This is a genomic window from Clostridium formicaceticum (assembly GCF_001854185.1).
Taxonomy (GTDB): Bacteria; Bacillota; Clostridia; order Peptostreptococcales; family Natronincolaceae; genus Andreesenella; species Andreesenella formicacetica.
Window position 1 is genome coordinate 271,275 of the sequence record NZ_CP017603.1, and the last position, 14,101, is coordinate 285,375.

General features: G+C 32.7%; 8 protein-coding genes. All 8 read right to left on the reverse strand.

The annotated features are described in order from the left end of the window. Position 1 precedes the first annotated feature (1 nt). The 8 genes from BJL90_RS01245 to BJL90_RS01280 all read right to left on the reverse strand — a co-directional run bounded on the left by BJL90_RS01245 (position 2) and on the right by BJL90_RS01280 (position 13,375). On the reverse strand, positions 2-3,091 hold the full coding sequence (locus BJL90_RS01245; RefSeq protein ID WP_070963585.1) for a type I restriction endonuclease subunit R: 3,090 nt from the start codon (positions 3,089-3,091) through the stop codon (positions 2-4). Then, on the reverse strand, positions 3,088-4,374 hold the full coding sequence (locus tag BJL90_RS01250) for a restriction endonuclease subunit S (protein ID WP_070963587.1): 1,287 nt from the start codon (positions 4,372-4,374) through the stop codon (positions 3,088-3,090). The genes BJL90_RS01245 and BJL90_RS01250 overlap by 4 nt, the downstream gene beginning before the upstream one ends. Then, positions 4,368-7,031 carry a type I restriction-modification system subunit M gene (locus tag BJL90_RS01255; RefSeq protein ID WP_070963588.1) on the reverse strand — a complete coding sequence of 888 codons (2,664 nt, stop codon included), beginning with the start codon at positions 7,029-7,031 and terminating at the stop codon, positions 4,368-4,370. The genes BJL90_RS01250 and BJL90_RS01255 overlap by 7 nt, the downstream gene beginning before the upstream one ends. A gap of 184 nt (positions 7,032-7,215) precedes the next feature. Next, complete coding sequence (locus BJL90_RS01260) at positions 7,216-7,902, reverse strand: hypothetical protein (RefSeq protein WP_070963590.1); 687 nt, start codon at positions 7,900-7,902, stop codon at positions 7,216-7,218. Positions 7,903-8,104: 202 nt separating this feature from the next. Further along, a complete protein-coding gene (locus tag BJL90_RS01265) occupies positions 8,105-10,222 on the reverse strand; it encodes a Z1 domain-containing protein (RefSeq protein WP_169824177.1) in 2,118 nt (705 codons plus the stop codon). 113 nt (positions 10,223-10,335) lie between these two features. After that, positions 10,336-11,682: a restriction endonuclease subunit S gene (locus tag BJL90_RS01270; protein WP_070963593.1), complete on the reverse strand. Its 1,347-nt coding sequence runs from the start codon at positions 11,680-11,682 to the stop codon at positions 10,336-10,338. Between the two features lie 2 nt (positions 11,683-11,684). Next, positions 11,685-13,091 (reverse strand): N-6 DNA methylase, encoded by a 1,407-nt coding sequence (locus BJL90_RS01275; protein WP_070963596.1) that lies wholly within the window; start codon positions 13,089-13,091, stop codon positions 11,685-11,687. Next, a complete protein-coding gene (locus tag BJL90_RS01280; protein ID WP_070963597.1) occupies positions 13,082-13,375 on the reverse strand; it encodes a hypothetical protein in 294 nt (97 codons plus the stop codon). Before BJL90_RS01280 ends, BJL90_RS01275 begins: the two co-directional genes overlap by 10 nt. Positions 13,376-14,101 lie beyond the last annotated feature (726 nt).

Sequence of the window (14,101 nt, forward strand, 5' to 3'; positions counted from 1 at the left end):
TCTAATATTCACCTTGCTCCTCTGCAATTTTAAATAATTCCTCAGCTTTATCTTCATCGTAAATAAATTTTTTTATTGCATTCTTAACAACCCTTCTCTTAATTCTTGTACTTCTCCAATCATCAGGTTTTGTTGACAGAATTTCACAATCTATAGATAGTGCAAGATCTTCATCTTGACCTAAATTATCGTATAGTGCTCTTTTTGCCCCAGAATTAATACTTCTTGGATAAGTATTAGCACTACTTGGGTTCTTTGCATTTTTAGTAAGTTCAACAATCTTCTTAAGATATTCTTCGTAGCTTAGAACTTGCTCTTTTCTTTGTTGAATAAGTTGATCTAACAACACTGACATATTCTCATAGTATTTTGGATTTGTAGGGGTTTCATCAGTAATGAGTCTTCTAACATTATTTTCAATAGTTTCAGCAGCAGCTTCTTTATTATTTTTAATGCCCTTCGGTAACTCATCCACTGCACCTTCACCCTTAGCTACAATTAATTCAATTAATGTTAGGTCATCAAATTCTGATATTTTCTTACTATCCTCTGCACTAATATAACTATCGATTAAATGCCTCATGGCCGGCTCATAGTATTTTAAATCAATATAATCTCCTGCAGCATGCATAACTTCAGATCTGATTGTATCGTAATATTTTACATCTTTTTTCATTGTTTCTATCTCACTGGCTGTATAACCTGCTTCTATCATCTCATTGGCAATATTGGCATAAGCCCTAATAAATGCCACAGTGTACTTGTAAAGGGCTGATCTTTTTTGCTCATTCTCTTTTAGAGCTTCCTTATTGCTAGTATCTTCAGCACAGAAATATCTTATATATGCTAAGGTATCCTTAGGCATTGGTACAGGTTCACACAGGGATTTTAAACTTTCTAATGCCGTATCTAACCTTTCCTTTGCAGTTTTTAGTCTATCCTTCAATAGTCCTTCTACATCTTTCTCTTCAAAGGCTTCAAAGGCTTCAGTTGTATAGTCTTCAATAGATTTTTCTAAGCTTTTAAATAAATCTTTATAATCAACTACATAACCATATTCCTTATCTTCACCGTCTAACCGATTCACACGACAAATAGCCTGGAACAATCCATGATCCTGCATCTTTTTATCTATATAAAGATAGGTTGCCGGTGGCGCATCAAAACCTGTTAATAGTTTATCTACAACGATAAGCAACTTCATCTGTGCAGGCTCATTGATAAATTGATTTTTCACTTCCTCTTCAAAATCCTCTGCCTTTTTACCATTTAACATTTTTTGATATATTTCGTATTTTTCTATACTTTCTGTTGCATCATCCTCGCCAGTATTTTCCCCTTTTATGTGATTAACATTTGGTGTATAAGAGGTTATAATAGCACATTTTTTTAATCCTTTTTGCTGAAATAGCTCATAGTATTTACAAGCTTCATAAATACTACCCGCTATTAAGATAGCATTTCCCCGCCCGTTTTGAAGCCTGTCCTTCGTTTCCATATCAAATATAATATCGTTGACAATTTTATCTAATCTAGATTTAGAGCTTAACACCCTTTGCATCGTTCCCCATTTTTGCTTTAGTTTTACTTTAGCATATTCAGTTAAACCTTTTGTTTTTGTTTCAAACCATTGATCAATTTTGTCCTGCGAAGTAATGTTCTGATCTACATCTCTAGCTTCATATTGTAAATCTAAAACAACCTTATCCGCCACAGCTTCATTAAATTTATAGGTATGAATATAAGTACCAAATATTTCTATACTTTTCTTTTTATCTTTTTTAAGTAAAGGTGTTCCTGCAAAACCTATAAAAAGTGCGTTGGGCAAAATAGCCTTCATTGCATCATGTAGTTTACCGGATTGAGTTCTATGACACTCATCTACAAAAACATAAATATCGCCTTTTGCCTTGAAATCCTTCGGTAAACTATTTTTTAGTTCTTGAATATATGCTTCATAATCAGCTTCTTTTTCTTCATTGTCTTTACCAGCAAATTTATGAATTAAAGAATTCAAAAGCAGCGGTGTCGTTGCATTAAGCTTTTCTATCAAGTCTTTACCGCTTTTCGTACGATAGATTTCTTCATCTACCCCTTTAAATACCTTCTCGATTTGCTTATCTAGCTCATCTCTATCGGTGATAATTAACACCCTAGAGCTTGGTATATGCTCTCTGATCCATTTTGTCAGCCACACCATCGTAAGGCTTTTACCACTTCCTTGGGTGTGCCATATAATCCCGCCTTCCCTAGCCTTTACCCTTCTTGTTGCAGCCCTTACACCAAAATACTGATTGGGTCTACAAAGCTTTTTCGTTCCCCTGTCAAATACGATAAAGTCGTGGATGATCTCTAAAAACCTTTCCTTATGGCAAAGCCCAATAATGTGTTTGTCTAATATATAATCTACTTGATTGTTTAATCTCTCGGCTTCATTGGCAAGATCATCGGTGGCTTTTTCATCTTCTTTCCAAGTCAAATAGTATTTTTCCTTTGTTTCAATAGTTCCATAGCGAAGCCCCTCTGTATCATTTCCTGCCATCACCAGCTGCATCGTATGAAAAAATGGTTTGATAAAGTGCGAACTTTGATTGTCTAAATTTTGCCTAATTCCTTCAGATACCGATACAATACTTCTCTTAAGCTCAATTACCCCTAATGCAATTCCATTTATATATAGTACAATATCTGGTCTTTTCGTATGTTCTCCTTTAACGGATACTTCCTCAGCAATATAAAAATCATTATCATAAGGATTTTCCCAGTTGATAAAGCTAACGGTTTTATTGTTTTCCCCTGCACCTTCCTTTACCTTAGCCCCATATCTAAGTAAGGAATATACTTCTTTATTCACATAATAAAGCTTATCCGTTTGATTGCTGGATAATTTTAAAAGCTCCTCAACAGCTCTATTGATCAAATCATTACCGTAGCCTTTTCTATTTAAGTATTTTCGTAAATATTCCTCTTCAATATTTTTATTATTTTCCCTTTCGTGCCAGTTACCAAGATAAGCATAACCAAGCTTTTTTGTAAAAAGCTTGACTACTCTATCTTGAGTTTCCCTTTCCCTTTGCCCCACTTTGCTCATACCAATCTAACCCTCCCAGTTAAGAGTTCCTGCATCATTCCTTGTTTTATAGTTTTGTATTTTTGAAGTTTTTGTTTTAAAGCTTTTATTTCTGAATCCATGTCCCTTAGGATTTGGGCGATGGCTTGTTGTTCTTCTTTATTTGTAGGTAGATGTATTTCGAATTCAAATAGTTCTTTAAGTGTTATGCTAGCTTGATTTGCATTTCCTCTAAAAATCTTCTCTATATGATTTAAATACGTTTTTGTTTTTAAATTATAATATAAAATTAATTGTGTATTTATATTCCCGTTCTTATCACAAAGCTTAATCGCATTTTGATTTAATAAACTTCCTTCATTTTCATAATCAACTTTAATTACTTTACCAACCATCGAGTCATACATTGGTGGCTTGGATCCTACAGTTGATAATATTAAATCATTTTGTGATAACACCCATTTTTTATACTTGTTCAAACTATTACTATCTATGTAAATCGCATCTTCACTTTTTATAGAATCATAGGTAGTATCACTTACCCTAATAATTCTAATGCCACTCTTTCGATATTCAGATGATTTAAAAGCAAAACCTTTAGTATAATTAATAATGTCTTTAATCTTAATCAATTCCCACTCCCCACTAAACCCGGGCAATCTTTTCTTTCCTGTAAGAAGTTGTTGCATAGTTCCTTGTTTTATTTTCTCTTTTTTGTCAATTAGTTTTTCAAGGGATGTGATTAGGTTGTCTACGTCTGTCAGGGCTGTTGCTATGGCTTTTTGTTCCGTTATAGGAGGTATAGGAATTGTCATGTTTTTGACATCAGAACCACTTATTGCAGGATAGTTAGATCCTGCAATTAACCTTTCAATCTGCCTATTAATGTACGTGAAAAATAAATTAAAATAAATGAAAGCTGGTATAATATTTTTTTTATTAGCTCTTATAACAGAAAATCCCGTAGAACAAATCCAATTTCCTTTCTTCTCTTTAAATAAATAGTGAGATTTTAAATTTGGTCTAACGGTTGATACCATAATATCTTCTTCTGTTATTCTTCTTCTTGCTCTTGAAGGAGCCGTTTCAAACGTACACTCCGAATAACCTAACATTTTTCCGTTATCAATATACTCCAAAGAAATATAATTAAATTCATACTTAAGGTCAGTCGATGAAGATAAATTATCCGAGTCTATATAACTTATATAATCATCACCTAGCTTTCTGATTTCCCAATCCTCCGGTATAACCCCAACTTCTGTCTTTTTATATCCTTCTGGAATTTTTGTTTCTTCTACCATTCAAATCCCATCCTTTTTAAATGGTCTTCTACCTTTTCCGTTAGCTTTTCAACTTCTTCTTCTAGCTGTGGTAGAGTTTCATCGTAGCGCTCTGCAAGTTCTTTTATTCTTGAAGTTAATCTATGGGATATTCTTTCCATTTCTCCATTTACTTCTGATGTAATTGATGTTATCCATTTATCATCTACTACTAATGTTTTTATTTCTTCTACTGTAAGCACCTTATATTTTTCATGTACTTTTTTGTTTAGTTCTTTGATGGACTCTTTGATTTCTTTGCTTAATTCACTTTCTTTGTCTAATGAAGCTAAATATTCTCTTACCACAATAATTTCACGTATAAATTCTTCTTCGGAGTCAAGTATCACCTTATTCTCCAATATTTCTGTAAACTCCTCTTTAAGTTCTTTTATTCCTTTCTTCAGTGCAGCAATTTTTTCTAAATTATTCATATAGTTTTGCAGTATAGTGTATTCTTGTGAGGTTGTACCAACTATTTCTTTAATTCTTCCCTTCACCGCTGTTTTAGTTACATTGCCATTGTTATTTCTTAATTTTATAATTTTTTCTTCTTTTTGTAGTTCTTCTTGATGAACTTTAATGTTTTCTAGTTGCTTTGTCATTTTCCTGTATTGATTATATGAATCAGAATAATATTCTTTCCATGCTAATTCCTCATATTCTAAAAGAGTTTTTTGTGCCTCCGTCTTATTACTTACAGAATTTAAGGCACCTTCTTCCCCACTATGTTCTTCTTCAAACTCCTCCTTTAATCTTGTAATCTCGTCTTTTTCCTGCTCTAGCTCTACAATGGCCTGTTTTTCTTCTATAAAATATTTGTTGATAATTAGCTCTTCTGGCACTAAATCCTTATCAGCTATCCAACCATTTTCTACCACCATATAAACATCGTCCTTCATAACCTCAAGCCAATAGGTCATTAAATACTGATAAATATCGTATTTATCTACAAGTGTTCTCCCTTCAAAGGATTTTAAAATATCTTCAGATATTTCAAATATAATTGCCTTAGGATCATATCCTTTATCAATATTTTTAAGAAGTGGAGTATGTCTTTCACACCAATGATTAATAATTTCACTTATCTCTTTAGTATAATTAACAAATTCTTCATGATTGAAAATTGTATCTTTTATTCCTTCTTTTCCAACATTTAATTTACTATATCCCTCTCTATTGCCTTCAGAAAACAAGGCTTTTCGAAGACTTGGATATACATCCCAATATTTCTGTAATGCATCTATATCACGGTTAGGAATACCCCCTAATAAATGGGCTTCAATGTCTTGTATATCCTCTTCCTCTTGGTTATCGATATATCTTGGTATATTTAAGTTGTATTCATTTTTCTCTATTTCCTCTATATTAACCATTTTAGAGTATTTAGGTAGTTCTAACTGTTTGTTAAAAACATCTACTATTTTGTGTACATCTTGTTCTCTTAATCTATTTTTATTTCCATCCTTTATAAATCCTTTACTAGCATCTATCATAAAAATACCTTTTCTAGCAGCTGCATTCTCTTTATCTAAAACAATAATAGCTGCCGGAATTCCTGTCCCATAAAAAAGGTTGGCTGGAAGACCTATAATTCCTTTTATATAGCCTCTTTTAATAATATTTTTTCTTATGTCAGCCTCAGCATTTCCTCTAAATAAAACACCATGTGGTAAAATAATTGCACCTTTTCCTTTTGTATTCTGTAAAGACTTTAATAAATGTAATAAGAAAGCATAGTCTCCATTTTTAGTAGGTGGTATTCCGTAATCTCTAAACCTTTGAAACTCATCATTTGTAGGAGTGATTCCATTACTCCAAGCTTTTGTTGAAAATGGAGGATTAGCCACTGCAAAATCAAAGGTTTTTAGTCTACCTTCTTTGTCTTTAAACTCTGGTGAAGATATAGTGTCCCCCTGTTTAATTTCAGCCACTTCATTCCCATGAAGAATCATGTTCATTTTTGCAAGACCTACTGTGGCAACATCTTTTTCTTGCCCATAGATGGTTACTCCCTGCGCTGCCTCATCTGCTGCCTTTAATAATAGGGAACCGCTGCCACATGTGGGATCGTATATCGTTTGATCTTGACTCTTTGCTTTATCAATTCCTATTACTTTAGCCATGATCCTAGATACTTCTGCGGGAGTATAAAACTGACCTTTACTTTTACCGGACTCTGTTGCAAAATGTCGCATTAAGTATTCGTATGCATCTCCAATAAGGTCATCTCCATCTGCATGATTTCCTCTAAAATCAAAGGCGTCGTCTTCAAAAATAGAGATTAAGTTGGTTAAGCGATCAACCATCTCCTTACCTTTTCCCAGCTTATCTGCATCATTAAAATCAGCTACTGTAATAGCACCAACCAAATCATTGGCATCTGCCATTTTTCTTATTACCTTATTGGTTTCATCACCAATATCTTTGTTACCCTTTAATTTAACAAGATCAAAGAAACTTCCACCCTCTGGAACTTCGATTAAGGCATCCGCCTTGCCATAGTATTTATCTGTTACATATCTCATGAACAAAAGGGTTAATATGTAGTCTTTATACTGTGAGGCATCCATACCTCCTCTTAACTGATCACAGCTTTTCCATAGATTGCTATACAATTCGCTCTTTTTAATTGCCATTTTGTCTTCCCCCAACTTTTTTATTAATTATAGGGAGGCAGTATCTATATATACTTTCAATTCCGCCTTTCCCCTTGCTTCTATGATTTTATTTCTTTGTTGATCTATCATATCTACAATAAATTTGAATTATGTGTTTTAGTGAACTTAGTTTTGCTCTTGCTAGGACAACCCTTATACTTTTTTAAATCATATCTTCTATTCTGTTATTCAATATCTCCACAAATTTTCTTTTCATAAACTCATTTTCAAATAAATTTCTACAAATATCTAGCCATTCCTCTCTCTTAACCCCTAAATGTTCTTCAATTCTCTCTAAATCCACCATTTCATCTTCTTCATAAGTCTTCATAATGTATTGACCTACCTCTATAGGACTATCAAATATATTAAAATAAAAGAAAATATCATTTCTGCTACTCCAGCAGTCATTCAATGCTTCTCCAAATTCTTTCAAGCTATCAATGCATTCCTTATCATCCAACTGCCAAAGAGTTTTTAAATCCATAAGCTGTTTTTCCATAATAGGAATATACTCTTTGTTGACAGTCTTAGTACCCTCTCTTGCCATCTCAAGAAGTCCTTCCACAGTACACATAGGAAATGCTAATTCTCCATGTCTTTCTCCTAAAAAAATGGTGTTGTAGGCTATAGGAAGATAGATGTATTGCAAAAACCCAAGTAATGCTTTGCTGTTTGGAAAATAAATCCACCCATCATAGCTTTCTCCATAGCAATTAACGATTACATGATGTAGAAAAACGGATTCCTTAGTCAGGGGCATATCTTTAAAAGCATTTTTCAAGGTATTTTCATCTTTTTTGATAAGGTTCTCCCAATAATAATAGGAATTGTAGGTTTTATTACTCATTTGTATCCCCCTTTTTTATATCATCAAAAGTTATTGTTTTTTATACAGTCTATCAAATCATCTTTTCTATTGTATCTTAAAAAACAAGTTTATTATAAGAAAAATATTCTCGACCTATGAGAACAACAACTGCATAATATAAGATCTCAGCTGAAGGAAGCATCCTTCAGCTAAATCTTATATCATCATAGCCTATATCTTATTAACTGATATCTTGAAATTCTGTTGCAAATACTGAGGTTTTAACATTTTCAGGCACTACTAAAACTGGCCACCAAAACTCAGCATTATTCCAGCCGTCTTCTTTTAGCCCTTTTTGTTTTAGGAGAATTAAAGAAGGTTCATCAATTGCCAATCTTTTTGCAGGAATTAGATCCATATCTCCATTATCTGGTCTATCTGAATAATATCTAGATTTTCTATGTTTACGTATACGTCTGTCTGCTCGGGAAACAACATTAACAGTTTGATTAGATAAATATTTTAATAATGAAGTAAAAGATTCTCGGGTTACTGTATGTTCGTTCTCAAGAATTAAACTATCATAGATACAATTAATAATCTTGATGGCATCATCTTTACTAATTTTGAATTCTCCTCTGAGCTGACCAGAATTATTTTCTAAAATAGTTTTATCAATCTCATGAATTATACGTTTTATCATTGTATTACTCTTTGTTGAAAAACCTACAGGCAAAATTCTTTCACCTGGTTTTATAACTTTTGTATTTGTAATAAGAATTTTACTTGGTGAACAAGGAATAATTTTTCCTTTTTCATCTCTACTAATAAAAATTATCCCATCCTCAAGTTTACCACTTTCAAAATCATCTCTTAGCCTCGTATCAAATTCATTAATTTTATACATTCTTGAATATAAATCATTCGTCGTATAAAATCTTGTTACCGCTAAATCATATAACGACCTATATCCAAACATACGAGAATGCTGAAGTACAGTATCTTGTTGCATACTTTTAGGTCTTCTACCATAATAGAATCCTATTAGATTTGAAATCGTAACCCCTCTATCTAAAATTTGTCCCCCAACAAATATTGTTAAAGGAGTTCTGAGTTTAAGTTGTCCATCTGAATCTAACAAAGTTTCAATATCATTTTCAGAGTTAACCACAATCCTTGAAATCCATTCTTCTTTTACAGCTTTATAAAAAGTCTCCTTTATTTCTGTTAGTGAAGGGATTTCAAACCCATAGGAAATTACTGATTCTTTAAGCTGGTTGTAAGATTCTTCAATTAAACTATTAATAAAATCTGTTTCTTGCCAAATTTCTTCCTCAATTTGCTTTATTAATTCATAAATTAAATCAGCCTGTCTCTTATGGGAGTTTGTCTGTATTTCTGTATGGATAATAAAGCTAAACTTATTTTTTCTTCCACCAGTTTGTCCACCATTCTGAATGATTCTTATACATCCACCAGTGATAAAATTAATTATCGCGCTTCTCAATCCGATAATTTTATTACTTTTCAAAGCCTCTTCTTCTTTGAGCCGTCTTCTGTCGCTGCTCTTTATTATTTCTAGCTCACTAGTATCAACTTCATAGAACAAATGATCCTTCAAAGGATTCTTATCATCATCGAAATAATACTCACCACCTATATAGGCATCTCCTGATGGTACCAAAACTGTATGTGATGGTCTTATGGGTTTTATAGTAATATTGTTATTAAGATGTATTTCTTCTGGCTGCAGATATAAAGAGTAAGGAGTAGCTGTTACTTGAATAAATTTGCATTCAAGTTTTAGTCGTAAATCGTTAATCTGGGATGCTATCTTTTTAAGATTAAATTGTTCTGTCTCTTTGTTTTTACTGAATCCAATACTTGTGAAATCTGCTTCATCATCGATAATAAGACACTTTTTATTCTCTTCTAAAGAATATTCTTCAATAAGTTTCATCAACTTAGGAAGATTCTTATGTTGTTTCTTAACAACCAAAATCATCTTTTGATTTAATTCGTATCTAGATAAGTTTTCTGGTATTCTCATAATATCGTAGATATTTAGAGAATCGTCTTCAACAAATGTTTTAAATTCATCATTCATTCTTGCGGTAGTTTGTTTTGATAATGCGTTAGAGTTTTTTGTTAGTACTACTGCCAGATCAAACCCATTATCAAACGCTAATGAGATAACTCCAATAAATGACTTTGTTTTCCCACTCTGAATTTTCCCAAGCATCATTAAAGGACTATGTCCTATCTTATCAAATTTTACCACTGCATTTTCAATGCATTCCATTTGTGCACTAGTATATTCATTCTTTTTAGCTGAGTAAAATACGCCGTTTAAATTCAATCTAAGCTCCCCCATTCTATGATAAATATAAAAATTACATACAGGGGTACATCAATATTAGCAGGATGTCTCCCGAATTCAATGTACCGCCTAATATAACTATGTTATTGTAGTTAATATCTACTATATAGTTCTTCAACAAAGTCCATAATTTCTTTTTTCTTCAAATCAATATATCTATTAATATCATTTCTTTTATGCGCTTCTTCAATTATTTGCCTTTGTATTTCTAAACTCGGCATAGGTATCCGTAGCTCATCAATATTTTTCCTTTTAATAATGCTCTGCACTGTTCCCCCCAAATTGATACTAATCTGATCTTGTACCCATTTTGTCTTTAAATACATAACTAAGTATTCTGGCAATAGCTGCTGACTAATTTTTACTACATATAAGTGCTGATTAACAATTGCCCCTTGTAGGGATTTTCCTGCTAGATTACTACGCCTAACACTTCCTCCATGCTTAGGTATGATAATATCATTTTCACGGATATATTGATTTCTTCCATGTTCTGATGTAGCTTCACAGGATAAATGATCTATTCCTTCTAAATTGATCTCTATAGCATCTTCAACTAAATTTTGAATCCTTATGGAGGGTATTTCTTGATGAAAGAATTCATTGCTATATGGAACTTCTGGTACATTCCGATATTCTATAAATTCTCCTAATTCTCTTATCTCACAATTCCAAGGTACTAAGGTTTTATGCCTGCCAAGATGATAACTTGCATCTAGCCTGTCTTTTAAATGTTCATACTCACAAATCATGTGTTTCTTCTCAAGTGTTTCCTGTCCTATATCATCTTGATTCAATAAAAAGCTTTGGAACACCTCTTCAATAATCTCTATAAATTCTTTACTTGTCTTATTTATATTTCTCCATTCACCATACATTCTCCTAGCAACTTCATCTTTCTGGGGAATTTTGCTAATAGGCAATTGATATACCTTTAATTGTCTTAAACTCAAGGTGGGAATAGCAGCACCTCTTGCAAGCCCCCCAAATTCGTCAAGAATTGTTTGATGATATAGCAGGAAATATAATAATTCAGGTGAAATATGTTTTGGTGTCAACACAGCGATAGCATTAGTAACGATATATTCTTTGAAATCATCTGGAACAATAGCTACAGCTCCTCGTTCAGGCCGTATGATGGATAGAACAATATCTCCAGGATAAGCTATGAGTTTTGCCCTTGAAGGTAGTTCTCCATATTGAATCGTTTCAAAGTTTGATATCATTTTCTTATCAACATCAATACTTTTTATTTCTAGGTATGGATATTGTTTATCGCTATCCAGCCTTACTTTTGTAATAGGGGTATTGTTTATATAGCATAATTCAGATAATGGGATACGACTACTTTGATTGATTTTCATAGCTACAATTAGACTGTTTACTGTCCAATCGCTACCATTTAGTGCTCCATAAGGCAATATATTTACATTTTCCAAGGCTATACCTCCTTAACGTTCCATTTTTTAAATGCTCCAGCAACTTCGTCTACATCCTCTAGACTATCAATTTTTCCTGCAAAGAACTCTACACCTTCTTCATTTTCATTGGCCTTCTTTTGTAATACAAGAATACTCAATTTAATGCCTGTATAAGGACTTTTAATATGCTCCGGTAAACTTATAACAGCTTTTACAATTGTCTTGTCTAAAATCAGCTTTCTTACCAATTCACTGGAACTTGAAAATAATATGCCTTCAGGTACAACAGCTACGATATATCCTTTACCCTCTGCCAACTCTATGGCCTTTTCTATAAATAGCTCAGAATAATCAATTCTTCTTCGTTTTCCTTCATTGGTTATCTTAAAATCTATATATTTATTACCTAATGCAACAGAACCTATAGGTGGTTCAAAACTTACTAGTGTATAGGTATTATCATTCTTTATTTGTAGCCCATCATCAACTATTATCTTTGAACCTACGTAACCACCTATTAACCTTAAGATATTAGTCAATTCACTAATTTCTTCATTGATTTCTATACCTATAAATTCATCGACTTTCACTTCTTTCATTGCGCTAAATAATTGAAAGCCAAATCCTGCCGCTAAATCTATTGCTTTTCCTGACCTTATATTTAACGTACTAATTAACTTAGTAACTATGTCATTCAACTTTCTAGTAGTAGCATAAGCTCCAACATCTCTAGAGCTTAGGCGTTCAACAAATCCCATAAATATATTTGGATATTCCTCCTTAACTGGTGGTAATTGTTCCATTTCTGCAATTAACTTATGTAGTGCTTTTTCAGATATATTTTCTATCTTATCGGTTTTACCTAGTGCATAATATGTTGATGCAGAGTATAGAACCTCCGTTAAACTCTCTTTACCCAAATTCCCCCAATGCTCTAGATTATCGATGTCTAGTAGATATTTTCTAACCAAGAGCATCGATAATACTAACTTAATCTGTTCAAATGGCCTTAATGAACCTCTTAAAATATCAAAACATTTAAATAAGTTGTTTTCTATATCTTCATTTCTCAATAAATATCTTGAATGACTCTTAAAAGTAGGCTCTTCCACTGGCAAAGAAGTTACCGCATCAAACCAATATTTCTTCTCCTCTTCTCCTAAAACTACTAGAAGCGCATATTTTGCTCCAAATTGTTTTGAGATGGTAAAAAGCTGTCTTTGCTTATTGGGATTGACTGTTGTAGTTATTTCCACTACCACTTCTGGAGTTAATTTCCCTTTTTCACTGATTGTAAATCCTACCATATCTGCAATGTAGTTTTTAGTTTTTACTTCTTCTTGAATAATGGAGCATCCTTTATTTTGCAAATATGTCCTCAAATCTTTTGCTACTTTTTCATGCTTTTCTTTGATCTCTATGCGCATGGTACACATCCTCCTATTAATTGATTTGTTGGATTATAAGTCATTAATTTCTGTAAGTATAAATTATCTTCCTCTAAAGATTTCCCCTTTAAATATGTAAGATTATCTATGGGTTCAATAAAAGCCATCCCCCTATTTTTAACGCCTGGCATAGAAGATACTAAGTGCATTACATCTATAATTGTTGCATTATCCTCCGTACAAATATATCGAGCCACACTTACCTCATTTTTACGCCCTACATGCCCATACCTACAAATGACTTTCCAGTATTTTTCTTTCATTCTATGCCGCGCCTCCTCTTGTTTTTTTATTTTTTTCATATATGTGTTTTATTTCTATAATAAATATATCTCATCTCAGAATTAATGTCAACGCTTATTTTTCATTTTTTTTTATTTTTTTCACTAATGCGTACTGTAGTATTGTGTTATTGTATTCTTATATTCCTTATTCTCCTTTTCTCTATGAACCCATTTAATAATGAAAAATCAATTCTTAGAGATCAATCCTCTTCTTTCCTTTACTACGAAGACATGGTTGAATTAGATAGCTGCTTCTAATTTATTTATCAAATGCTAACAGTTGATTCTTTTGAAGTGTTTCTACCACTCCCTCCAGAGAGAAGAAACCCACTTCCCTCTTCCGATAGTAGTGATAACATAAAAGTTGACCACTATTGGATCCCTCTGTCTATCTCTGGGGTAATTATCTCCACTCCCTCCACAGACTGCAGCTAGAGTTTCTTCAAATATTGTATTTAAGCATAAAAATAACAGTGACTTGTTATTACCATACGTCCATAAAAGCCACTGTTTCTTCTTACATTTATTTAGTTATCTCCCTGAGAGCTGCAGACTGTTCCGGTCGCTGGGCTGGTCTTTGGAGAATATAGCTAGGGTATGCAAACTTTTAAAGGATCTCCTTAGTTGGTTTATTGCAGCATGATCCTTTAAAAGATTGCCCTCTGAGGTCAAAATTTGCCGTTCCCTCCATAAACTTTTTCTGTG